The following is a 24,051-nucleotide window of genomic DNA, read 5'->3' on the forward strand; positions in this document are numbered from 1 at the left end:
AACCTACGGAGAAAGCGGGTGCGAAAACAATATTTAAAGCGCACTTTAGTTGGCGCAGTGGTGACATTAAGTCTTTCTGGGATGCTAACTGGGTGTAATAAAGCCATTTCTGAGCCGTCTGAACCTTTAATCAAACCTGTAAAATTACTGGCGGTGAAAGACCTAGAACTTGAAGACTCGCACGCCTTTTTAGCGCGTATTGATGCAACACATCGCGCGCAGCTTTCTTTTCAGGTTGGTGGAGAGGTTGATGAATTACGTGTACGCATGGGTCAAAAGGTCCAAAAAGGTGAAGTGCTCGCAACGTTAGACCCTAAAGATCTTCAGCTTGCGTTAGATGCCGCTCAAGCGCAGTACGCGTTAGCGAAAACACAATGGGACCGCGCGAAAAACCTTTACGGAAAAAAACTCATTAGTACTGATGAGTACGATCAGAAAGAAACTCAATATAAAGCGGCATTGGCGAACTACGAACAAGCTAAAACCGATTTGAGCTATACCAAAATTCATGCACCGTTTGATGGCATTGTGTCATATACCTATGTCAACCCGTTTCAGGTAGTAGCAGAGAAGCAGGAGATCTTGAATCTCATTGATAACACGACGTTGGATGTGTCGTTCACCTTGCCAGTAAGTTATGCGGAATCTGTATCACTTGAGTCACTGCAAAACTCCGATATGTGGGTGACGATGGATAGCGAGCCAAGAAAACGTATTCCTGGGCAATTTAAAGAAATTTCGACGCAGCCAAACATCGATACCAATAGTTATGAGGCGATCGTGACCATCACTCGACCAGAAGATCGCAATTTGCTGACAGGTATGACAGGGCAGGTACACATTGCTAAACAACATGTATCGGACGCGATGACGTTACCTCAGTCTGCTTGGGTCAACAAAAATGGGACGCAAGGTGAAGTTTGGGTAATGGACAGAAGCACGCAGCAGGTCAATAAAGTCACTGTGTCACTTGACGCAGCAGGTGGTGTGAAAGCCGGGCTTGATAACAATGATTACGTTGTTATTGCTGGTGTTGAGAGACTGGTTGAAGGACAAGTGGTGAAAGCTTGGGTTCGTGAGGGAGGCATTTAATGAAACGTTCTCTACTTACGATCTCTGCGATTGCACTTGCAGTTTTAACAGGGTGCAAAAATGAAAACCAAGCTATCGTCGAGCAGTCACTTTTTGTGTCGACTATCTCGGTGGATGCACCAGTACAAAGTCAACATCGCGCGTTCAAAGGCATAGTAGTGCCTGCAGAGCAAACGCCAATGGCATTTCGCCGCGCTGGGGAAGTTCAGCACGTATTGGTTAAAGCGGGTGACGTTGTGAAGCAGGGGCAAATGATCGCAAAGCTAGATGATAGCAAAGAGAAGCAAGCCGTGAATGACGCAGAAGCACAATACACACTTGCAATTCGTCAGCTTAAACGCGGTGAAGACTTGCATGCACGTCAAATGATTTCAAAAGCGGAACTTGATGAGCTAACCGCCAATAAAGAGCTAGCTGAGGCTACTTTCTATAACGCGACCAATCAATTGAATTACACCCGTCTATTCGCCCCGTTCGCCGGTAAAGTATCTGATGTTTTCAAAGAACGTTTTGAGCGTGTGGCAATTGGTGAACCCGTGTTAAACCTATACCAAAACGATTTGGTTTACGTGCGAATTGAGCTTTCCGACAATGTTTTAGCGATGGTAGACCCAAACTCAGACAGCATGATCTACAAGCCTAGAGCAACCTTCTCCGGCATCGATGGCAGATTTGCTTTGGACTATTTAGAGCACACAAGTGAACCCAACGCTGAAACTCAAACCTACGAAATGTACTTGACGATGCCACAGCCAAAAACAGAGATATTGCCGGGAACCAGCGTAAGCGTTTTGGTCGATATGGTGAAGGCGGGCATTACCTCTATTGATGGTTACAGTGTTCCTGTCACGGCGCTTCAAGCAGGCAGTGAAGGTAATGAGTTCTTTGTGTGGAAAAAAGAAGGTGACATTGTCACACGAGTGCCTGTCATGATTTCTCAAGTGAATGGCAATGGAGCCATTGTGTCGTCAGGTGTTAGCCAGGGCGATATTCTGATTAATTCAAATCTGCGTAAATTACGCGAAGGTAAACATGTGGATGTTGTGGAGAATAACCAATAATGAACATTGCTGAGTATTCAATAAAAAACAAAGTCATCAGCTGGTTGTTCATTATTATCCTTGCTGTTGGTGGTTTAACGTCATTTTTGGAGCTTGGACGATTAGAAGACCCGGCATTTACGATCAAAGATGCCATGATCATCTCAACATACCCTGGCGCGACGTCAAAAGAAGTTGAAGAAGAGCTGACGTATCCTCTAGAAAAAGAGATTCGAAAACTCCCTTATATCGACAAAATTACCTCTACGTCTTCTAATGGTATGTCTCAAATAACGGTGAGCATGGAAATGGACTATGGTCCTGATGAACTGCCGCAAATTTGGGATGAAATGCGCCGTAAAATTAATGATTTACGACCATCATTGCCTCAAGGTGTTCAGTCTTTACAGATCATTGATGATTTCGGTGACGTTTATGGCGTGATGTTAATGCTCACTGGTGACGATTACGACTATGTAGAGCTGAAACGTTATGCGGATTACCTGACCCGTGAAATCGAGCTTGTTGATGGTGTTGGTAAGGTAGACATCACGGGCGATCAGCAAGAAATGCTATTCGTTGAGATCTCACTTGATCGCCTTGCTGCACTGAACTTAGACATGAATGTGGTTTCGAGCTTGTTGAACCAGCAAAACAATGTGGTTTCAGCAGGTGAAGTGATGGTCAATGGCGAAAGCCTTGTTATTCGCCCAAGCGGCACCTTAAACACTGTAGAAGCACTAGAAAATCTGATCATTCATGGCCGTGACACAGGAAATCTAATTCGTCTAAAAGACGTAGCAACGATTTCTCGCGGTATTCAAGAGAAGCCAGGCAACGTCGTACTCTTTAACGGTCAAAAAGCGATTAATATCGGTATCTCGTTTGCGTCGGGTGTGAACGTGGTTGAGGTTGGTGAACGTTTGGATGCGGAGCTCGCGAGCCTAGAGTCTATCAAGCCTGCTGGCATCGATATGAACTACTTTTACAACCAAGCCAATGAGGTGGATGAATCTGTTAAAGCGTTTGTAATTAGTCTAGCGGAGGCAGTGGCGATCGTAATCATTGTGTTGCTGTTTACTATGGGTTTACGCAGTGGTGTCATCATTGGAGTTGTGTTGTTATTGACGGTATTTGGTACCTTCATTTTGATGAATTACAACAACATCGAACTGCATCGTATTTCTCTTGGCGCGTTAATTATTGCCTTGGGTATGCTGGTTGATAACGCGATTGTTGTCGTGGAAGGCATATTGGTTGGCCTAAAGAAAGGGCGTACCAAAGTTCAAGCGGCTGTCGATATTGTAAAGCAAACACAATGGCCTTTGCTGGGCGCAACTGTTATTGCAATTACGGCTTTTGCACCTATCGGTTTGTCGCAAGATGCGACAGGTGAGTTCATGGGCTCTCTATTCTGGGTGCTGTGTTTCTCACTATTTTTAAGCTGGATTACCGCTATTACACTGACGCCTTTCCTTGCCGATCTTTTGTTGAAAGAGGAAAACAAAGAGCAGGGTACTAGCGAAGATGATCCTTATAAAGGCTGGTTGTTTGTCGTATTTGGGGCATCACTGAAATTTGCATTGCGATTCCGCTGGCTTACCGTTGCTGGCATGGTGGCGCTATTAGTGGGTGCTGTCGTGGCATTTGGTAATGTAAAACAGCAGTTCTTCCCACCATCGAATACGCCGATGTTCTACGTGGATATGTGGATGCCAGAGGGTACTGACATCCGTGAAACGATTAAAAAAGCTGAAGAGGTCGAAAGCTACATTCGTCAGCAAGATGATATTGACTTTGTTTCTGCTTCGATTGGGCAGGGCCTACAGCGTTTTGCTTTAACCTATCAACCAGAAAAAAGTTACGAAGCGTACGCGCAGTTCCAAGTTCGCGCGACTGATCGTGAGAAAATGTTTGGTTTACTGCATAAGTTAGATGAGAATCTGGCGAAAACATTTGATGCGCCTACGTTCCAGTTTAAATTGATGGAATTTGGTCCATCACCAGCGTCTAAGATCGAAGCGCGTATTACTGGCCCTGATCCACAAGTTTTACGTGACTTGGCGGTGCAAGTTGAAGACATCCTTCATACCGATCCTGGTGCCCGAAACATTCGTCACGATTGGCGAGAGCGCACCAAGGAACTTGTACCCGTTTTCAATGAGTCTAAAGCTCGTCGCTTAGGTATTTCGAAAGAAGATCTTTCAAGCACACTGCAAATGGCGTTTGGTGGTAGCACCTTAGGTTACTTGCGTGATGGTACACATACGTTGCCAATTATGACACGCCTTCCTGAAGAAGAACGCGTAGATTTTGAATCACTACAAAACGTGACCATTTGGAGTCCTTCGTTGCAAACTTATATTCCGGTTGATCAAGTGATTGATGGCGTTCAACTGGATTGGAGTGAGCCGCTAATTCAGCGTCGTGACCGTAAGCGTACGTTAACCGTTCTCGCGGACCATGATGTGTTGAGTGACGACACGGCAGCAAGCTTATTTGCTCGTGTACAGCCTAAAGTGATGGCATTGCATGTTCCAGAAGGGTACGAAATCACATGGGGTGGTGAGTACGAATCATCCAAAGATGCACAAGAAGGCCTATTCGGTTCATTGCCGATGGGTTACTTGTTGATGTTCATCATTACTATTTTACTGTTTAACTCAATCAAAAAGCCGTTGGTCATTTGGTTCACCGTTCCGTTAGCGATCATTGGCGTTGCTTTTGGTTTGCTTACCACGAACATGCCGTTCAGTTTTACAGCATTCCTTGGTTTGTTAAGCCTAAGTGGCATGATTTTGAAAAACGGTATTGTGTTGCTTGACCAAATTAACCTTGAGTTGGAGTCAGGTAAAGATCCTTACCTCGCGATTGTTGATAGTGCGATAAGCCGCGTTCGTCCGGTAAGTATGGCTGCGCTAACAACTATCTTGGGGATGATTCCACTGGTCTTCGACGCCTTCTTTGGCTCGATGGCAATAACGATTATGGCAGGTCTTGGTTTTGCTACTGTACTGACACTGATAGTGGTGCCAGTGATGTTTGCAATTCTGTTTAGGGTAAAACCGACCACTGCATAGGGACTCCTGGCTATTTGCCAGCTTCCTGCCTAGCCCTGAAGGTTTTCTTCGGGGCTTTTTTGATCTTACTAATATATACCAAACCATTCATTTGCTTGATTTTAATGATTTTCTTACGATTACAATGCAAATCATGCGTATACTGATGTAACGACACATCAAAGATTGAGATTACATGAATAAGCGCATATTAAACGGACTCTTCTTCGTTGGTTCTTTCACCTTGGTTGGCTGCACCGCGACGGATAGCATGCCGACAGAAACCAAACAACCTGCCCCTAAAGTCAACAGTGTTAGTGCTGAAGTAATTTCCAGTTGGATTGATAGTAAGGTTTTAGCCCCTGAAGGGCTGTCGCTCGAGCAAGACAATCTACGTTATCTATCGGGTAGCGCCGACCTAAACAGCGACGGAAAGGCAGAACACATAGTGTTGCTTCAAGATCGCTATTTCTGTGGTAGTGGTGGCTGCTCTGCATATATGTTTGATAATGAGGGAAACGTTATTAATCGAATGTCGGTAACTCGCACGCCTATTGTACTAGCCGACAGTTACAGTAATGGTTGGCAGGACTTTATCGTTTGGAGTAATGGCTCATATCGACTTATGAGTTACAACGGTGAATCTTATCCAAGTAACCCGTCACTAGAGCCAAAGGTGGATCGAGACGCTAACCAGCAGGCGGCAATCGCAAATGTAATGGCGACAGAGCTTTATCAGCAAGACGGCTATGACATTCTGCCCGCAGATTCAAAAACCTTGTGGACGCCAGCTAACGTTTACCACTTTACCTTCAAGCACTACGGTGACCCGCATAGCGCTTATCAAGCAACGGTGGATATGAGCAGTGGGGAAGTAGACATTGTAGCCGTTCCGGCTGCGGAATAAAAAACACCTCCCTTAACCGGAATTAAAGGGAGGTGCTAAATGCCAAATTCGAGGGTGGCATTGTTAACCGGAGTCGCTCTAATTAAGCTGTGACTTCTTGTTTCGCTTCTGCTTTGCTTTTTAAGAATGCGTAAGTAAAGCCAGTTACCGCTGTACCTGCTGCAATAGCCACTAAATACATTAATACTGGTGAAATTGCGTTAGGAATTAGCAGCACGAATAGACCGCCGTGTGGTGCCATTAATTTCGCACCGAATAGCATCGATAGGGCACCAGTAAGCGCGCCACCGGCCATACAAGATGGAATCACGCGCATTGGATCTTTCGCAGCAAATGGAATTGCGCCTTCAGAGATGAAACACAGGCCCAAGACAAATGATGCTTTACCAGCCTCACGTTCATTTTGTTCAAATTTGTTCTTCGCAATGAAGGTCGCTAAACCCATACCTAGCGCAGGAACCATACCTGCGGCCATGATTGCCGCCATTGGTGCGTAAGTTTGTGAAGCCAGAAGGCCAACACCAAATGCGTAAGCGGCTTTGTTTACCGGGCCTCCTAGGTCGAAACACATCATAGCGCCAAGGATAATACCCAGTAGTACTGCACTGTCAGAACCCATGTTGTTTAGGAAGTCAGTCAGGCCGTTCATGATGCCTGAAACTGGGCCGCCTACGATGTAGATCATGACAAGTCCGGTGAACAATGTTGCCACAAATGGAATGATCAGAATCGGTTTTAGCGCCTCCATCGATTGTGGCAGTTTCACCTTATCTGCGAGGAGTTTCGCTGCGTAACCAGCAATGAAACCAGCCGCGATACCGCCAAGGAAACCTGCGCCAGTAGAACTTGCTAGCATACCGCCAACAAGACCAGGAGCGAGACCAGGACGGTCAGCGATTGAAAACGCAATATAGCCAGCAAGTACAGGAATCATCAATGCGAATGCAGAGCCACCACCAATGTTCATCAAGGCTGCTGCTAGTGTGCCTTCTTCTTTAAAGGCTTCAATACCGAACACGAAAGATAGAGCGATGATCAAACCACCTGCGACAACCACAGGCAGCATATGAGACACACCGGTCATCAGGTGTTTGTAAGCGCCTTTTTTCTCTTCGGTGGAAGATGAAGAGTTAGCTGAACCAGAATGTTGATACACCGTGGCTTGCTCGAATGCTTTGTCCATCTCTTCGGCTGTTTTTTTCAGAGCTGGACCTGTTTTCGTGCGGTACATCTTTTTGCCGTTAAAGCGATCAAGTGGCACTTCAATATCCGCAGCAATGATCACCAGATCGGCATCTGCAATTTCTTGCTCAGTCAGTTGGTTTTTAGCGCCAACTGAACCACGAGTTTCCACCTTGATTTGATGACCACGACGCTTGCCTTCTTCTTCTAAAGCTTCTGCCGCCATAAAGGTATGCGCAACGCCAGTAGGGCATGCCGTGATTGCAACAATCTTCTTTGATGTTGCTTCAGCAATGATAGGGGCTGCAAGTGTGGTTGCTTTTTCAAGTAAAGTGGCGTTTTCAACCGCTTGCTGGAGAAACGCAGTTGCGTCTTTTGCTATTTCGTTAATTTCCGCTTGGTAAACCTTTTTTCCTACAAAACGAGAAGTGTCGACGCTAGTATTTGCCGCAATGACAATGACTTCTGCTTGTTCAACGTCAGCTTCCGTCAATAGTGTTGGTTCAACCACACTTGATTGACATTCTATTTTGGCATTCCAGTTTAATTTTGCGGCGGCTTGTTCTAGTAATCCTGCCGCAAGGATGCTATTTGCTACACCGCTCGGACAGGCAGTAATAATGGCAATATTCATACGATAACCTTCTGTTCCTTAGTTTTGTTCTAAGTTTGTAATAGGGTAAAGCGCGCTAACTTCAGTTTGTCGCTTGATATTTTCCAGTTCTTCCTGACTGGTTAGCCCTACGCCAACTTGACTAACTGCCAAAGCAGAAAGTGCCGTAGCGAAGCGCAATAAATCGTTTTTAGGCATCAGTTGCATGTGGCCCCAACACAAGCCAGCGACCAGCGTATCGCCTGCGCCAACGGTGCTCACTACATTCATTCGAGGCGGTTTTGCACTAAGCCATTCGCCTTGGTTGAGCCACATAACACCGTCAGGTCCCATAGAAACCACGATGTTTTCTATGCCCTTGTCGCTCAGTGTTTGCGCAGCAGCTTGGCATTGTTCAGGCGTTTCTAGATGTTCGCCAACAAAATCACCAAGTTCTTCATCGTTAGGTTTAATTAACCATGGGTGAGCTTCAATACCTGACTTCAATGCGGCTTTGCTACTGTCGAACAACACCTTTTTGCCTTGTTGATGCAGTGCTTCTATCCATGCAGCGCATTGTTCGGCGGTTACGCCTCTAGGTAAGCTACCTGCAAGTACAAAGTAATCATGCGTCTCCGCTAGACGAAATAGTGTCTCCTCAAAGCGAGTAATTTCGTTGGTCGTTACTTGAACGCCAGGGAAGTTGATATCACTGACGTTGCCATTGGCCTCAACCAGCTTAACGTTGATACGAGTGGCACCCTCTACTTCCACAAATTCATTCTTAACGTTGATGTCATTGAAAAGCTGATGAAATAGTTCAGGGTTATCTTTACCAAGAAAGCCGGTAACCGTGACGTCTGCGCCTAAATCGCTCAATACTTTTGCTACGTTGACACCTTTACCAGCAGCGTGGAGATTGCTTTGCTGTACTAAGCTCACGGAACCAACGTTTAGTTCATTTACTGAACCTGTTAAATCCAATGCCGGGTTGAGCGTAATAGTGACAACCTTATTTGTTTTGTTTGTCATATCGGATCCTTAACCTTCACCAAGGCCAGAAGCGATTGCATTTCCGATAGACTCCAAGGCTTGCGGCGCATCAGGGCCTTCTGCTGTAAATTGAAGTTGGTGACCGTGCTTAACGCCCAGCGCGATGACTTTCATTAGGCTCTTCGCGTTTACTGCTTTTCCATCTCCGTCTAGGTTGGAAACACGTATAGTGGATTCAAACTTTTTCGCTTCTGCGACTAACATTGCCCCCGGACGAGCATGTAGGCCGTGAGAGTTTTTGATTTTAAATACAGCGGTATTGCCTTCTTCTGAAGATGCAGCTGTGACTTCTTCACCTTTGAACAAAGCAAGAATCTGTTCTACTGATGCATCTAAAAGCTTGCCGTGTTCATTGTTAAACACAATATTAGAAAGCGTTTTTAGGATAGGTTGGTGAGCATTGTTACATGCCGCGAACGCGACAAGTGCACGCACTTTTTGACCTTCATATTCGCAGTCGTTTGCCGTCGAGACAAATGACACACCTGTGCGAGTGACATGTTTGTCACTGCCAATTAACCACAGGCCATTACCTAAGTGAGTTGGTTGTTTGGTAACGAGATCTGCAACGAATTCGTTATCAGCACATCCCGTATTTTTCAACAGACCACCAGCAACAGCACTCATCTGTAGCATGTCGCTCGCAGGGAACATCAGTTGAATTAAAGAAGCGTCAAAGTCTGCTTCAAGCTGAACATCACCGTGCAGTAGGGCGATGATTTCGTCTTCATTTTTTGCATTACGCAGACGTTCTTCTACGCCATCTGCGCCTAGCACTTTGGTGAGCTGTTTAAGAATGCCAAGGTGCTCATCAGATTTAGCTGCGATACCGATAGCGACGAACACAGTATTGCCATCACCCCAGTCGACACCTTGTGGGAAGTGGTGCACAGCAACACCCGTTGTTTTCACCATTGCACGAGTGTCGGTTGTACCGTGCGGTATGGCAATACCGTTCCCCAAAAACGTAGAGTTTTGGTTTTCACGGTTTAGCATGCCTTCAACGTAACCTTGCTCAACTAGGCCTTTATCAGTCAGGCTATGAGCAATACTCTTTATTGCTTCAAACTTATCTGTCGCTGATTGCGAGAGGGTAATGTCGTTCTTATTTAGCTTAAGCATGGTGCTTCTCCAGCCTTAAGGTATCAATTTAAAAATGTATTCTGTGTGAGAAGTTGAACGCCGCTTCTTCTGAGCGCTTATCACTCCTCAAACCTTTTATCTTTCAAGCTAAATCGATTCAGCTTGTTGGTAAATTTTTTAAAAGACTCAGAAAAACTGTTTTAAAAACTGAGGTTAACAAACGAGCCTTTGCCGCTGTCCTATAGCCTAGCCTACAAATTGGTTTGTTGTGTATTCAGGTGATTTACGTCAATTTTTAAGTTTTGCTGAATCCTTTCAGCTTTTATACTGAATCGGTTCAGCTTATAATTCAACTTATCGAAAGATCGTTGATGTATTAATATGATCGCGCGCACAGAATAAGGTTTAGAATATGACACTGGATGAAATAGCCAAATTAGCGGGTGTTTCTAAGACAACTGCAAGCTATGTGATTAACGGAAAAGCGCAGAAATACCGCATCAGCGAGAAGACTCAGAAAAAGGTGATGGCCGTTGTAGAAGAGTACAATTATAAGCCAGATCATGCGGCGTCTTCCTTGCGGGCAGGTAATTCACGCTCATTTGGGCTTATCATCCCAGACTTAGAGAACACCAGTTATGCGCGTCTTGCAAAGCTGATAGAGCAGAACTCCCGGAAAGCGGGGTACCAAATTTTGATTGGCTGCTCTGATGATGATCCTGATACAGAGCAAAAGGTGGCGGAAGCATTAGTCAGTCGTCGTATTGATGCGTTGTTTGTGGCAAGTGGTATGCCCACTGCAAACGAGTATTATCTTAAGTTGCAAAATTCTGGTACGCCAGTTATCGCGTTAGACCGTCCAATGGATGATGAGCACTTTTGTTGTGTCATCAGCGAAGATTTTGATGCCGCACTTGAACTCACTCAGTCAGTACTGTCAGAGGGTATTAAGTCCATTGGCTTAATCGGTGCATTGCAAGATCTTCAAGTCTCAAAAGAGCGTGAGCTCGGTTTTCTATCTGCTTCTCAACAAGGTGGTAAAACGGCAACAGTGGGTTATGGACAACACTTCTCCCGGGAAGAAGGCAAGAAAGTCTTAGAGAGATGGTTAACAGAGAACGAGCTGCCAGATGCCATTGTCACAACGTCATACACACTGTTAGAAGGCGTGTTGGATGTGATGCTCGAAAAGCCAGAACTCATGAGCAAAGTTCGCCTAGCGACGTTTGGTGATAATCGACTGCTGGACTTCTTGCCAGTGAAAATCAACTCTTTGCCTCAACAGTTTGAGTTGATCGCGGACAGCGCAATGGAGTTAGCACTCAACGCTTCCGCTAAGCGTTACAAGCCTGGCGTAGAACTTATCCCGCGTAAAATTGTGAAACGTCACTAAGTCACTAAATAGGTTGCTCAAAGCTTTACTTCAGCCGTCAGCGCCACAAATGCGTGGTCGCTGGCGTTTTTATCTCTGTCATAAATCGGGTTGATCAGATGTTGGTTAGACACCTGATAGTCAACAACCTCGGCAACCGATATATCTGATAAGGTGTCAAACTCTTGTGAGAGCAAGATATAGTCGAGTACATTCCCAGTGGAAAAATGATAGTGCGTGGCTGGGCGTTCATCCTTCAGGGGGTCACTTTGCAATAACCAACCATCTTTGAGTTGTAATTCAGTGACGCTGTCACTAGTATTGGATACTAATGAGCTGTTAACGCTGATAGGAGTGATAGGTTGATTCATATCGCCCATTAACACTGTCGGCATTGGTTCTTTTCGATACCTCTTTTGCATCGCGTCTCTTAACATCGCTGCTTCCCAGCCTCTTTGCTGGGTGGATAACCAGCGCCCAATAATCGTGCTAGACGTTTCTGGTTGTTCTGAGTCGGCTGGGCGTTGAGATTTCAGGTGCGTTACGTAAACGGCGATATGACCAAGTACAGGATGTATTACTTGGGCATAGATAGGTTTGCGACTGAACTCTGGAACAACACTTACTCCAAAAGGCTCAAGCGTTGCTAAGTCAAACTCTACCGCTTGTACTTTTTCTATTGGAAACCGAGATGCGATTGCCACAACAGGGCTTGAGTAAATGTACTCATCCTCAACATGTGGGGTGTCAACGGTCGCAAAGTAGGGGTAGCCGATGGTTGAAAAGAATGCCTGGGTCTTCTCGATACTGAATACTTCTTGTAAGCCAATCACGTCGCCTTCCAGTTTTTCAACTTGACGTTGCGTCCACGAAAGTTTGTCTCGCCATTGCTCTAACGAGTATATGTTCTCGAAATCATAGTAAGCGTTAGGCGGTGCGACAAAATTAAACAAGTTCGCAGTGACAAAGGTAATTCTACTTGGTTGAGACAAAGTATTCGCTCTTTTCAACAATAACTTAGAGAGTATATACCTTCAGGTTGCGTAATTGCAGCTTCGTTTGAGCTACGCATCGAGATACAAGCTAACGAGCGACAAGCTAAATGGGTTAAGAGGTGCTCAAATGCCAAGGTGAATCGGTGATTGAACATCGCCAGAGGTTTCTATTTTTAAGCATTGCGTTTAAACTTCAGGGCATCAAATAGTAAGAGTAAGTAACATGACCCAAGATTACGACCACGAAGAGTATTTAGAAGGCGAAGAGATTGAGATCGAAGCGATTGGCATCGATGTTGATGCGCATCCAATCGAACTATACAAGCTTTTTAAAATCGCAAACTTGGTCAGCGGTGGCGGCGAAGCAAAACATATCATCGAGGAAGGCTATGTCGCGGTGAATGGTGAACTAGAAACACGTAAGCGCCGCAAGATGTATGATGGTGACTTTTTTGAGTTTAACCAGGAATATTATGTTGTGGTTTGCGATGCGCCAGTAACCGAACCTGAAACGGCAGAGCAAAAAGCAGAAAAGAAAGCGAAAAAAGAAGCACAGTCTTCTCGTAAAGATAAGTCTCGTCAAAGTAAGTCACCCAAAGCCTCTGGTCCTAAATCAACAGGCCGTAAAGCGGCACATAAAGAGCGTAAAGCGCAGAAAGAAGCGTTGTCTCAGTCTGCTAAGAAAGGCAAAAAAGAAGACAAACCGCAAGCCACTCGTGATCCGAAGAGCGGACGTAATTCTATTGATTTTTTCTAGGGAAATGAACGCTTAACTAAATAAGTGACATCTGAGTAAAACTAAAAAGCGCCGAGCATATTATATCGGCGCTTTTTTGGTTTCACTGTGCTGTAAGTGGGTAGTGTTAATGCACTGTCATCTCGATGTTTAGGCTATCTGTCCAGTGATGAATGGCACAAGGCTTTCCTAAGTAAAAGCCTTGGTAATAATCCAAATTAAGTTGATACATAGCTTGTAGTTGCACGTCTTCTTCAACCCCTTCTATAATGACTTTTGCTCCCATATGATCCGCTAGATCAACGGCGCTATGTATGGAAAAGGTTTCTCCGGCGCAGTAGTCTAGCAAATAGGAACGATCGATTTTGATGATGTCAGGGCAGAGCTGCTGAACACGTGCTATATCAGAATGTTGGGCGCCAAAATCATCGATAGCAAAGATAAAACCATTCGCTTTCATTAACTGTACGGCTTTGATTAATAAATCCGTATTTCCGCATGACTCTTCGACTACTTCAAAAACTACGTCTGATGGGCTCATACCAAGTTCGGAAAGGCGTTTGTAAAGCAGGCCGTTATCTTTAAAGCCCATGTCTTTGGTTAGCGTGAGTAGCGTTTGAGGCATGACGTTAAGAAACAGTTTGATCGGTGTCCCTGCGAAATAGCGTGCAAAATTTCGAATGTGCATTGCTCTGGATAAAAACTCTACACATAAGCGAAAGTAGGGATCAAGACCATTATTGGCCAGAAACACGTCAGGACGAATTAGGGAACCATCAATGCCACGAATACGCAGTAAGGCTTCCATACCAATAATACGTTGGCGTCTATCAAAAATTGGCTGATAAACACTGTGAAAAGTGAATTGATTGAGAACTACGTAATATTCACCAAGATTATCTTGTTTTATGTATCGCTCGTAGTCGGATTGATTCTTTAACTCCATGAAAAACGCCGAAAATTTAGCATCTTGCCAATGTAACAGGGTGCAATTCTGATTTGAAGAATCAAATGTGCCTAATTACATATGCGGTTGAGTTAATTTGAAATGGCTTCCGATTTTGCTTCAATATGGCGAAAAATAAGTGACAGACCAAAACAAATTAAGAAGTAAGCGAGGCCGACAATCAACCAAATTTCAAATATATACCCTGATGAATTTGCCATCTCTGTCCCAACAAACGTCATTTCTTGTATCGAAATCAGTGAAACAATAGAGGTGTCTTTCACCAAAGAGATGGTTTGACCGGCAAGTGCAGGTGTTATTGATTTAAGCACCTGTGGCGCGATAACAAATCGGTATTTCACCCACCGAGACAAGCCCAATGAGTCAGCCGCCTCCCACTGACCTTGGTCGATACTTTGTAAACCACCGCGCACAACTTCTGCAATGTAGGCAGAAGAGAGTAAGCCGACACATAACACGCCAGAGGCAAGGTTTTCCCAAAGGTTTGAAGGCCCAAACAGAAAGCGCTGTAGCGCATTTGGTTCGCCGTTGTAGTTTCGTAGAAGATCTTCCAAACCGAGTAACGGGATCAATTGGTTAGAAATGAAAAAGTAGAAAATAAAAACAAACACCAACGGAGGGATGTTTCTCACTAACTGGATAAACGCATTGGCAGGTGTGCGCAACCAAACGGAACGAGAGAAGCGTGCTAAGCCTAACAAAGTGCCAAACACTAATGCGAAGCTGATGCCCCAAATACTGAGCCTTAACGTCGAAATCAAACCTTGGAAGAAGTAGGGCAAACCACCATCTGCTCTAGGCGTGAAAAGTAATTCAAGCGCCTCTTTCCACTGCCACAAATAATGCACACCAACAGCGGACCGATGGTACAGCCAAACACCACCGATACCGGACATAACAAGTAGTACCCAGTCTAGTGTGTTTAATTGCGGTAAAAGGTAGCCTGTGCTGGATTTCGCGGGTGCTGTGCGAGTGGTAGTGTGTTCGCCCAAAAATTTGACTCCGATAAGTTATGGAAAAGTAAAATGGATGATTGGAGAGTATAGGCTCGCGGCGTCCACGAGCCATTTAGATTACTGGTCTTGCGTGACTTGATCTTGCCAATCTAATGTCGAGAACCAGTATTCATAACGTTGTTTTAACCATCCATCTTGGGTTCTTGCTTCAATCCATTTATTGAAAAAGGCCTTTTTATCTTCTTCCCCCAAGCGAACTGCAAAGGCTTCGTTACCTTGTGATAGTCGCTCAGAGAATGGAAGGAATAGTTTGTCGCTGTGTTTCACTGTCTCATGTTCTGGTTTTGGGCTAGAAGCAATGACCGCGTGGGCGTTACCATTCAGCACCTCTTGGAACGCTTGCGCGTCGTCATCAAATTGCAGGATCTTCGCTTTCGGGAAGGTTTCTCTGGCTACTTGAACGGTGAATGCGCCGCGACGAGCCGCAATTTTTACGCGTCGTGAATCAAAATCCGAAAATTCGCTAAAACCAGAGGCGAGTTCTTTGTTTGCTGCTACTTGAACGCCTGAGTGCGAGTAGGGCTCAGTAAACAAGACGCTTTTGGAGCGTTCAGGCGTAACAGACATGCCACCAATGATCACGTCGAACTTTTTCGCCAGTAATGCGGGAATAATCCCATCCCATGCAGTCGGTACGAATTCCACTTTCAAACCTGAATCTTGTGCTAAGCGTTTGGCCACATCGATTTCAAAACCGATTAACTCACCTTGCTTGTTACGCATTGCCCAAGGTACAAATGTTGACATACCAACGCGCAAAGTGCCTCGTTCTTTGATTTGATCTACATTGGGTGTGGCAACACCTTCTTTCGCGAGAGTAGGCATAGCGATGGCTAGCCCTAATAATGCAGTAATGGTCGCTTTGAATAACTTCATGTTATCTCCTTATAATTTGCGCCAACTGGCTCCGAGTTTGTGTTCTAGCCATGCAGACAAGCCAGAAAGTGACAGAGTGAGAGCAAGATAAATTGCTGCCACGGTAAACCAAATTTCAAACGGCATCGCCGTCTCTGAGACGATGTTGCGTGCCTGTGTTGTTAGATCAAAAATCGCCATCACGCTTACAATGGAAGAGTTTTTGATCAAAGAAACCACTTCATTGGTTAATGGCGGTAATGTGCGCTGTAAAACCTGAGGAAAAATTACGTCTTTGTAGGTGTAAAACGGTGATAGTCCGAGAGTTTGTGCTGCTTCGAATTGCCCTTTAGGAATACTGTTTAAACCTGCACGGAATATTTCCGCGGTGTAGGCACCTTGGAAAAGGGATAATGCCAAAACGGCGGTACTGAATCGGTCCAAACCAATCACGGGGCCAAACACGAAGTAGAGTAAATAGATTTGCACCAACAACGGCGTGTTACGTATTACTTCGACATAAGTGGTACCAATAACATTGCCGACTTTCGAATCGCTAAGCCTTAGTAACGCGGTAACCAACCCTAATACTAAGGTAAAAAATAGACTAATAGCCGAGATGTTAAGCGTGACCAATAGCCCATCAATAAGTTCTGCCGGCCACCATTCGCCATCTTCATAAAAAGCGATGTAATCAGGTACGCGCTCCCATTGCCATTGATAGCCCATAGCGTCGGCACCAGAGTCCAACACCCACACAATCGCGATGAAGAGGAGCGTCATTTGCAGTAAAGCTTGAAGGACAGGTTTGATTACGCGAACTATCATCAGTAACTTAAAATTTGGTTCAAAAATGCTTGGGTTCGTGGATGCTGTGGTGTCTCAAATAAGGCGACTGGAGAGTTCATTTCCACGATTTGGCCTTCGTCCATAAATACCACGCGGTTCGCTACTTTTTTGGCAAATCCCATTTCATGCGTGACGCAAATCATCGTCATTCCGCTTTGAGCCAGCTCAACCATGACATCCAACACTTCGTTGATCATTTCCGGATCAAGCGCTGAAGTTGGCTCGTCAAACAGGAGTAAATCCGGTTCCATACACAAGGAGCGGGCAATCGCGACGCGTTGCTGCTGACCGCCAGAAAGCTGGATTGGATACTTACTCGCTTGCTCTTCAATATTGACTCGCTTTAGGTAATGTTTTGCGCGTTTTTCAGCTTCTTGTTTTGATAATTTGAGTGTGCGAATCGGCGCTAAGGTGAGGTTTTCCAGTACAGTCAAGTGAGGAAAAAGGTGAAAGTGTTGGAACACCATGCCGATTTTACCGGGCTTGAGAGATTTTGCGTGAGAAGGCTGGTCGAACACATGAAGCTGGCCTTCTTGAATCGATTCAAGATGATTGATGCAACGAATGAGCGTTGATTTTCCGGAACCTGAAGGGCCACACACCACGACGATCTCGCCAGAATGCACGGAGAAGTTGATGTCTTTTAGAGCGTGGTAATCGCCATACCACTTATTTACGTCGCTAAACTCAACGACGGGAGTATTCTCTTTCAAAGGGGCACGCTATAACGGAAAAATATCCTTTTACAATAGCAAGTTGTGCGCGTAATTTCATTAAGAATAAGCTAATGTTTAGGCGATGATTTTAAGACTCTATTCAGATCGCTTACAAGATACATCCATGTTTCTTTAATGTTGGTGCAGTCTAGAGTCTAGAGTATGACTAACTCAGTTCAACGAGATACGGATAACGAACAACAATCGCAACAACAGACATAACCATTAGTGTCTGTGCAGAATAGTAGGTCACCATGACAACTTGTCGTGAAAATATTGACCGTCCTCCAAAGCGTTCGAAAGCCAATACGATGCCAGAGATAATAAAGATAAAGCTTCCGAGCACTGCAAAAGAGGAGGATTGTGTTTTCCCACTCAAATAATACTCGATCGAAGCCCAGCACATAGTCATCAGTACCAATATATAACTAGCAACTGGCCGTTTTTCTTTACCGAGATCCGGTCGGAACAACCAGTAGACGCATATACCGAGTCCGAACAAGGCAATTGGGAGCCAAGGTGTAAAATGCCACGCTGACATGATGGCAAAACCATAACTATAGGAGAGATGGGCAGAGCAAAAGAGCACTAATCCTGTAATGAACTTGTCTCTAGGGAGCATTAATAACACGTCACCAAGCAACGAGAGCGATAAGCCAATCAAAATCCAATGCGCATATGGCATTGGGTAAGCCGGGGACTGAATTAAAATACCAAGCATACAGAGCACTGGTAATGGTTTAGAAACGTAAAAGAGCCATTTAGAGCCTTTACGGATACTGATGATATGTATGAATGCTAATACGACAACAACTAGCCACATAAAGTGTTTTCTCGAACAGACAAAATTATGTAGTACATCACTACAACAAATCAAAACTTAATTAACGAGTTAACTCGTTCTTTGATCTCAATTATTTTTATTTGTGTAAAGCTGGACAGTTGTCTCTTTACTAACCAACACGGCCGATTTTTTGTCTGGAGGGAATCGTTGTTTTTAGAAGCCTCCTCGTTTTGAACGTGATGTGGCTTACAAAATAGCATAAAAAAACGGTATTGTGACTGTTAAGTCACAATACCGTTAAACCCTAGGAAGGGCAGTGAAGAATTGTTGCAGTTATGAGACAGCTAACTCTAAGATTTCTCGGCTACGTTCAAGTGTGATCGCCTGGTTTTCACCTAAAACAGTCATGCCGTGTTTGTTTAGTTGATCAATGATGGCATCGATAGCTTGTTCACGGCTCTCACCATAGTTTTCGAGCTTAGTTGCGACATCAAGTTGATGATAAAACGCTTCGATAGCTTCGATTGTGCGCTCTGCTAAATCCTCACCTGCTTCAAGAGCAAATACGTTGCGACCCATTTGTTCTAACTTAGGGCGCTTAAACTGCATTTGGTTACGAAGTAACGATGGTTGGACAATTGCAAGAGAACGCGCATGATCAACGCCCCATAGAGCGGTTAATTCATGGCCGATCATATGTGTCGCCCAGTCTTGTGGAACGCCACTACCAATTAACCCATTCAATGCTTGGTTAGCAGACCACATTAAGTTTGCGCGCCACATATCGTCGTCTCGTTCCGCAAACTGTTCTCCGAGTGTTTTTAAAGTTTTCAGCAGTGTTTCTGCGTAACCATCTTGAACCATTGCACCGGTAGGAAGCGTCAAGTATTGCTCACATACGTGCACCCATGCGTCAACAATGCCGTTGATAAGCTGGCGTTCTGGCAGTGTTTTCATTACATCTGGGTCTAACACGGCAAATTTTGGCTGCACTGCTGGAGACATGAACGGAAGTTTGTCTTGAGTTTCTTTTTTAGTGATAACTGCGCCCATGTTTGACTCTGAGCCTGTTGCTGGCAATGTCAAAATTGCAGCTAGAGGCGTCGCTTCAGTGACTTGGTGCTTACCAATCATGATATCCCAACCATCACCATCATACATTGATGCCGCTGCTACGTATTTGGAACCATCGATGACTGAACCACCACCTACCGCTAGAATAAAATCAACACCATGCTCTTTTACCATTGCGACTGCTTTATCGAGTGTTTCTTTGGTTGGGTTTGGTTCAACACCTGAAAACTCTAGCCATTCATGTCCCTCAAGAGCTTCTGCTACTTGGTCGTACACGCCATTTTTTTTGATGGAGCCACCACCGTATACCACTAAAACTTTTTGGTCGGATGGGATAGCTTCTTTGATTGCTGCGATTTGTTTTTGACCAAAGAAAATCTTGGTTGGGTTTACATAAGAAAAGTTCATTATTAGCCCTCTTGCTTCCAGTGAAGGAGATTGAATACATGCATATTAGTCCTGATTAATGATGGTTAACAGGTCGATTTCTGCAAATAATTTGCCTATTTCTACAAAATTAATGCTCTTGAGCTAGAAAGTTAAAGTCGAGAGGAAGTATAGTGCTCGAAACGATAATAGAGACCAAACTCGTTGGTCATTGATGGAGCGCTCTAATGCACACTCTCGCAAATATCATGCAGCAATATGTTGAAAAGCAGGGGCTGCATGACCTAGAAGGTATGAAGAAAACAGCGATAGATGGCGTATGGTTTTATCGCAGTAGCAAAGGGAATCATCGCCAGCCGTTTGTCTATCAGTCCGGCATCATCGTATTGGGTCAAGGGCATAAGAACATTCATATTGGTGATACACCAGTGCAATATGGGCCCGATGATTACCTTGTTGTCGGGGTTCCCATGCCACTAGAGTGCGAAGCGTTTGCGACAAACAATGAGCCTTTACTTGGCATTTCGATAGATATTTCGCCAACGCTTCTTCATAAACTCGTTAAAAAATTAGAGGCTGAAAAATTCAGTAATAAGTGTCTGGATGCTACCCGTTGCGGCCTTAAGTCGGTACGTATGAATGAAGGTATGTTGGATGCGTGCAAACGGTTAATGAAAGCAATGTGTAACGAGCTTGATGTCATCATGCTTGGCGAGTTGCTTCTTGAGGAAATTGTGTATCGTACTTTGGTGAGCAAAGAGGGGTATGTTTTATTTGACCTAGCACATCAAGAAGGTTCTTACGCGAGGGTAGCTAAAGCACTAAATCGTGTACATCAAGCGTATCATGAACAGTTGAACGTACAAGCATTGGCTGAAGAAGCCAACATGAGTGTGTCTGCTTTCCATCAAGCATTTCGCAATGTCACGCTTGAATCTCCGTTGCAATATATTAAGAAAGTTCGACTTAACAAAGCGCGCGAATTGATCCAGTTAGAGGGGAGACGTGTTAATGATGCAGCGAGAATGGTCGGGTACACGAGCCCATCACAGTTTAGTCGCGAGTACAAGCGGCATTTTAATGAAACGCCAAGGTCAACAAAGGCTTAGTGATCTTTATTTCAAAATGGCGACTTTTTTTACCTTTTTTATTAATTTGCGAGTGACATATTTATTTGAGTTATAAAATTAGTTACTGGTGCCAAATAATAGGTACGTTGTTGCAATCATTTAGTGGATTGTTGCGAGGCGGTGTGGAAAACTCGTAAATAGATAGTGTGAAATCACCAACTTGTACTTAAGTTATTTTACGTCGAAATAAAAGTATAGATGCGCTTCGTTTAGCGCATTTAGTATTGTTTTAACAATAACTTAAGGAAGAGCGATTATGCACCTTAAAAACGGCAACGCAGTGAAAAACGTGTTCACACTAAGCACACTCACCGCTTCTTGTCTTATGGCCTTCAATAGCTACGCAGCAGTTGACTGTGCCCCTCTAGAAACTTGGCAATCATCAAAAGTTTATAACGGTGGCGACCAAGTTCAGCATGAAGGTAATGCTTATAAAGCGCGTTACTGGACGCAAAACAACAATCCAGCGCAATCTGGTGAGTGGGGCGAGTGGGAAACACTTGGCGCTTGTGATGGCACTGGACCGGTTGAACCACCTCAGAATGAAGTCCCGACGGTTACTCTGACATCGCCTTCTGCGTCGGCTTCTGTGACTGCGGGTGATGTTGTTAACCTAGCTGCAGATGCGGCAGATACTGATGGGACTGTTAGCAAAGTAGAGTTCTTTGTTGATGGTGTATTAGTTGGTCAGGCAACGTCTGCGCCGTATGCTGCATCGTGGACAGCAACTGAAGGACAGCACGAGTTCTCTACCAAGGCCTATGACGATGCAGGTGCCGTTAGTACGGCAAGTGTTGTGACGTTAACTGTGGCATCAGCGCAACCTGGTAACGAAGCGCCGACAGTGGATGTCGCGCTTTCTGCGAGCTCTATTGACCTGGGTGGTTCCGTAACACTGACTGCAAATGCTACGGATGCGGATGGTACCGTTGCTAAAGTTGATTTTTATGTTGCAGGTGTGCTTGCTGGCACTGCTACAACAGCGCCATACACGCTGGATGTAACCCCTTCACAAGCTGGCTCATTAAGTGTTTATGCGAGAGCAACCGATGATGCTGGAGCAACAGCAGATTCTGCAATTGCGACGTTAACAGTAAACGGCGGCGCAGTGACATCTAATTGTCGTCCTGATGGTCTTTATCAAACAACGGGTGTAGATGTTCCTTACTGTTCTATTTATGATGAAGAAGGTCGTGAGAAAATGGGGGCTGATCACCCACGTCGTGTAATCGGCTACTTCACCAGTTGGCGATCAGGTGACGACCCACAAGCGACTTACCTTGTTAAAGACATTCCTTGGGAACAACTTACTCACATTAACTACGCGTTTGTGAGCATTGGTTCTGACGGCAAAGTAAACGTTGGCGACGTTAATGATCCTAACAACCCTGCTACAGGTAAAACTTGGCCAGGCGTTGAGGTAGATCCCGCTCTTGGTTTTAAAGGTCATTTTGGTGCACTAGCAACTTACAAGCAAAAACATGATGTTAAAACGCTAATCTCGATTGGTGGTTGGGCTGAAACGGGCGGTCACTTCGATACGAACGGCGATCGTGTAGCTGATGGTGGCTTCTACACCATGACGACGAATGCGGACGGTTCTATTAATCATGCTGGTATTGAGAAGTTCGCAACTTCAGCCGTTGAAATGATGCGTCAGTACAAGTTCGATGGTCTGGATATCGACTATGAATACCCGACGTCAATGGCTGGTGCTGGTAACCCTTACGACAAAGACTTCATGGAACCACGTCGTCAGTATTTATGGGCGTCTTACCAAGAGCTGATGAAAGTATTGCGTGAGAAACTTGATGCGGCATCCGCGCAAGATGGTATTCATTATATGCTGACTATCGCAGCACCATCTTCAGGTTACTTGCTACGTGGGATGGAAACCTTCGATGTAACTAAGTATCTAGACTACGTAAACATCATGTCTTACGACTTGCATGGGGCTTGGAATGATCACGTTGGTCATAACGCGGCTTTATTCGATACAGGTAAAGACTCTGAGCTAGCGCAGTGGAACGTATACGGCACTGCTGCATACGGTGGTATCGGTTACTTGAACACAGACTGGGCTTACCATTACTTCCGTGGCTCTATGCCAGCAGGTCGTATCAACATTGGTGTTCCTTACTACACCCGTGGTTGGCAAGGTGTTACTGGTGGCGACAATGGCCTTTGGGGCCGAGCGGCACTACCAAACCAAGCAGAGTGCCAACCGGGCACAGGTGAAGGTGAGAAGAACAACTGTGGTCACGGCGCTATTGGTATCGACAACATGTGGCATGATACCGACCCTAAAGGAAACGAAATGGGCGCTGGTTCTAACCCAATGTGGCATGCTAAGAACCTAGAAAACGGTATTTGGGGCTCTTACGCAGCTGCTTACGGTCTCGACCCAGTCAACGATCCTTCAGATAAGTTTGTTGGTACTTATACTCGTCATTACGATAGCGTTGCTGTGGCACCTTGGTTGTGGAACGCAGAGAAGAGCGTATTCCTATCTACGGAAGATAAAGCTTCTATCGAGGTGAAAGCCGATTACGTTATCGATAAAGAGATCGGCGGTATCATGTTCTGGGAACTAGCAGGTGACTACAACTGTTACGTACTGGATGCAAATGGTAATCGTACGGCAGTAGATGCAACTGAACAAGCTTGTGCGGCGGGTAATGGTGAATACCACATGGGTAACACTATGACCAAAGCTATCTACGACAAGTTTAAGTCTGCGACGCCTTACGGTAACAAAGTAGCTACTGGTCCAACACCAACTGAAGCAGTAGACATTACTGTTAGTGTTGGCGGCTTCAAAGTTGGCGACCAAAACTACCCAATTAACCCGAAAATCACGTTTACGAACAACACTGGTCAAGCGATCCCTGGCGGTACTGAATTCCAATTCGATATCCCAGTATCTGCGCCGGACAACGCGAAAGACCAATCAGGTGGTGGTTTGAAAGTGATTGCTTCTGGACATACTCGAGCAAACAACATTGGTGGCTTAGATGGCGTAATGCACCGTGTGTCGTTCTCTCTACCAGCATGGAAAGACTTGCCAGCGGGCGGCACTTACGAGCTTGATATGGTTTACTACCTACCAATCTCTGGTCCGGCTAACTACTCAGTGATTTCTGGTGGTAAAGAGTTTGCGTT

The 24,051-nt window shown here is 45.0% G+C and carries 19 protein-coding genes; 8 read left to right on the top strand and 11 right to left on the bottom strand.

What is annotated here, in order from left to right; all coding sequences use genetic code 11:
* Positions 1–18: 18 nt before the first annotated feature.
* The 4 genes from R7O12_RS15815 (at position 19) to R7O12_RS15830 (ending at position 6,098) form a co-directional block, all read left to right on the top strand.
* Positions 19–1,092, top strand: a complete 1,074-nt coding sequence (locus R7O12_RS15815) for an efflux RND transporter periplasmic adaptor subunit (RefSeq protein WP_104976115.1) — start codon at positions 19–21, stop codon at positions 1,090–1,092.
* Positions 1,092–2,153: an efflux RND transporter periplasmic adaptor subunit gene (locus R7O12_RS15820; protein WP_318126092.1), complete on the top strand. Its 1,062-nt coding sequence runs from the start codon at positions 1,092–1,094 to the stop codon at positions 2,151–2,153. The genes R7O12_RS15815 and R7O12_RS15820 overlap by 1 nt, the downstream gene beginning before the upstream one ends.
* Positions 2,153–5,212 (top strand): efflux RND transporter permease subunit, encoded by a 3,060-nt coding sequence (locus R7O12_RS15825; RefSeq protein WP_005376413.1) that lies wholly within the window; start codon positions 2,153–2,155, stop codon positions 5,210–5,212. Before R7O12_RS15820 ends, R7O12_RS15825 begins: the two co-directional genes overlap by 1 nt.
* A gap of 175 nt (positions 5,213–5,387) precedes the next feature.
* A complete protein-coding gene (locus tag R7O12_RS15830) occupies positions 5,388–6,098 on the top strand; it encodes a hypothetical protein (protein ID WP_064369268.1) in 711 nt (236 codons plus the stop codon).
* A gap of 82 nt (positions 6,099–6,180) precedes the next feature.
* Here R7O12_RS15830 and fruA read toward each other — a convergent pair whose 3' ends face one another.
* The 3 genes from fruA to fruB are packed head-to-tail and all read right to left on the bottom strand — an operon-like array spanning position 6,181 to position 10,047.
* Positions 6,181–7,914 (bottom strand): PTS fructose transporter subunit IIBC, encoded by a 1,734-nt coding sequence (gene fruA / locus R7O12_RS15835; protein ID WP_318126094.1) that lies wholly within the window; start codon positions 7,912–7,914, stop codon positions 6,181–6,183.
* Positions 7,915–7,932: 18 nt separating this feature from the next.
* Positions 7,933–8,904 carry a 1-phosphofructokinase gene (gene pfkB, locus R7O12_RS15840; RefSeq protein ID WP_086047420.1) on the bottom strand — a complete coding sequence of 324 codons (972 nt, stop codon included), beginning with the start codon at positions 8,902–8,904 and terminating at the stop codon, positions 7,933–7,935.
* 9 nt (positions 8,905–8,913) lie between these two features.
* Complete coding sequence (gene fruB / locus R7O12_RS15845; protein ID WP_005386065.1) at positions 8,914–10,047, bottom strand: fused PTS fructose transporter subunit IIA/HPr protein; 1,134 nt, start codon at positions 10,045–10,047, stop codon at positions 8,914–8,916.
* 373 nt (positions 10,048–10,420) lie between these two features.
* Between fruB and cra the strand changes: the two genes are divergently transcribed.
* The gene (gene cra, locus R7O12_RS15850; protein WP_064354757.1) at positions 10,421–11,401 is read left to right on the top strand and encodes a catabolite repressor/activator; all 981 of its coding nucleotides are present in this window, start codon (positions 10,421–10,423) and stop codon (positions 11,399–11,401) included.
* A 17-nt stretch (positions 11,402–11,418) separates the two neighbouring features.
* On the opposite strand, the gene R7O12_RS15855 is transcribed toward cra, so the two are convergent.
* Complete coding sequence (locus R7O12_RS15855; RefSeq protein WP_053303578.1) at positions 11,419–12,372, bottom strand: endonuclease/exonuclease/phosphatase family protein; 954 nt, start codon at positions 12,370–12,372, stop codon at positions 11,419–11,421.
* A 226-nt stretch (positions 12,373–12,598) separates the two neighbouring features.
* On the opposite strand from R7O12_RS15855, the gene R7O12_RS15860 reads away from it, so the two are divergent.
* Positions 12,599–13,132, top strand: a complete 534-nt coding sequence (locus R7O12_RS15860; RefSeq protein WP_005376400.1) for an RNA-binding S4 domain-containing protein — start codon at positions 12,599–12,601, stop codon at positions 13,130–13,132.
* Between the two features lie 106 nt (positions 13,133–13,238).
* Here the strand turns inward: R7O12_RS15860 and R7O12_RS15865 are convergent, their stop codons facing one another.
* From R7O12_RS15865 to R7O12_RS15895, 7 genes are all read right to left on the bottom strand, one after another.
* Positions 13,239–14,057 (bottom strand): EAL domain-containing protein, encoded by an 819-nt coding sequence (locus tag R7O12_RS15865; RefSeq protein ID WP_318126096.1) that lies wholly within the window; start codon positions 14,055–14,057, stop codon positions 13,239–13,241.
* Between the two features lie 92 nt (positions 14,058–14,149).
* Positions 14,150–15,070, bottom strand: a complete 921-nt coding sequence (locus tag R7O12_RS15870; RefSeq protein ID WP_318126098.1) for an amino acid ABC transporter permease — start codon at positions 15,068–15,070, stop codon at positions 14,150–14,152.
* 81 nt (positions 15,071–15,151) lie between these two features.
* Positions 15,152–15,970: a transporter substrate-binding domain-containing protein gene (locus R7O12_RS15875; protein WP_318126100.1), complete on the bottom strand. Its 819-nt coding sequence runs from the start codon at positions 15,968–15,970 to the stop codon at positions 15,152–15,154.
* A gap of 9 nt (positions 15,971–15,979) precedes the next feature.
* Positions 15,980–16,777: an amino acid ABC transporter permease gene (locus R7O12_RS15880; RefSeq protein WP_171344627.1), complete on the bottom strand. Its 798-nt coding sequence runs from the start codon at positions 16,775–16,777 to the stop codon at positions 15,980–15,982.
* Complete coding sequence (locus R7O12_RS15885) at positions 16,777–17,511, bottom strand: amino acid ABC transporter ATP-binding protein (RefSeq protein WP_053307675.1); 735 nt, start codon at positions 17,509–17,511, stop codon at positions 16,777–16,779. The genes R7O12_RS15880 and R7O12_RS15885 overlap by 1 nt, the downstream gene beginning before the upstream one ends.
* Before the next feature lie 169 nt (positions 17,512–17,680).
* Positions 17,681–18,337, bottom strand: coding sequence for a lysoplasmalogenase (locus R7O12_RS15890; RefSeq protein WP_005376394.1), 657 nt, complete (start codon positions 18,335–18,337; stop codon positions 17,681–17,683).
* A gap of 294 nt (positions 18,338–18,631) precedes the next feature.
* Positions 18,632–19,780 carry an iron-containing alcohol dehydrogenase gene (locus R7O12_RS15895; protein WP_005376393.1) on the bottom strand — a complete coding sequence of 383 codons (1,149 nt, stop codon included), beginning with the start codon at positions 19,778–19,780 and terminating at the stop codon, positions 18,632–18,634.
* 206 nt (positions 19,781–19,986) lie between these two features.
* Between R7O12_RS15895 and R7O12_RS15900 the strand changes: the two genes are divergently transcribed.
* Together R7O12_RS15900 and R7O12_RS15905 are read left to right on the top strand one after the other, a co-directional pair.
* Entirely contained in the window at positions 19,987–20,868 is an 882-nt protein-coding gene (locus R7O12_RS15900) for an AraC family transcriptional regulator (protein ID WP_005376392.1), read from the top strand.
* A gap of 277 nt (positions 20,869–21,145) precedes the next feature.
* Positions 21,146–24,051, top strand: a 2,906-nt coding sequence (locus tag R7O12_RS15905; RefSeq protein ID WP_318126103.1) for a chitinase C-terminal domain-containing protein, incomplete at its 3' end; no start/stop codon positions are given.

Source organism: Vibrio sp. Vb1574, assembly GCF_033338675.1.

Excerpts from the sequence above, each read along its gene's own strand:
- R7O12_RS15820 (WP_318126092.1), top strand. The coding sequence starts at position 1,092 with ATGAAACGTTCTCTACTTACGATCTCTGCGATTGCACTTGCAGTTTTA.
- R7O12_RS15825 (WP_005376413.1), top strand. The coding sequence starts at position 2,153 with ATGAACATTGCTGAGTATTCAATAAAAAACAAAGTCATCAGCTGGTTG.
- R7O12_RS15830 (WP_064369268.1), top strand. The coding sequence starts at position 5,388 with ATGAATAAGCGCATATTAAACGGACTCTTCTTCGTTGGTTCTTTCACC.
- fruA (WP_318126094.1), bottom strand. The coding sequence starts at position 7,914 with ATGAATATTGCCATTATTACTGCCTGTCCGAGCGGTGTAGCAAATAGC.
- pfkB (WP_086047420.1), bottom strand. The coding sequence starts at position 8,904 with ATGACAAACAAAACAAATAAGGTTGTCACTATTACGCTCAACCCGGCA.
- fruB (WP_005386065.1), bottom strand. The coding sequence starts at position 10,047 with ATGCTTAAGCTAAATAAGAACGACATTACCCTCTCGCAATCAGCGACA.
- cra (WP_064354757.1), top strand. The coding sequence starts at position 10,421 with ATGACACTGGATGAAATAGCCAAATTAGCGGGTGTTTCTAAGACAACT.
- R7O12_RS15860 (WP_005376400.1), top strand. The coding sequence starts at position 12,599 with ATGACCCAAGATTACGACCACGAAGAGTATTTAGAAGGCGAAGAGATT.
- R7O12_RS15865 (WP_318126096.1), bottom strand. The coding sequence starts at position 14,057 with ATGGAGTTAAAGAATCAATCCGACTACGAGCGATACATAAAACAAGAT.
- R7O12_RS15875 (WP_318126100.1), bottom strand. The coding sequence starts at position 15,970 with ATGAAGTTATTCAAAGCGACCATTACTGCATTATTAGGGCTAGCCATC.
- R7O12_RS15880 (WP_171344627.1), bottom strand. The coding sequence starts at position 16,777 with ATGATAGTTCGCGTAATCAAACCTGTCCTTCAAGCTTTACTGCAAATG.
- R7O12_RS15890 (WP_005376394.1), bottom strand. The coding sequence starts at position 18,337 with ATGTGGCTAGTTGTTGTCGTATTAGCATTCATACATATCATCAGTATC.
- R7O12_RS15895 (WP_005376393.1), bottom strand. The coding sequence starts at position 19,780 with ATGAACTTTTCTTATGTAAACCCAACCAAGATTTTCTTTGGTCAAAAA.
- R7O12_RS15900 (WP_005376392.1), top strand. The coding sequence starts at position 19,987 with ATGCACACTCTCGCAAATATCATGCAGCAATATGTTGAAAAGCAGGGG.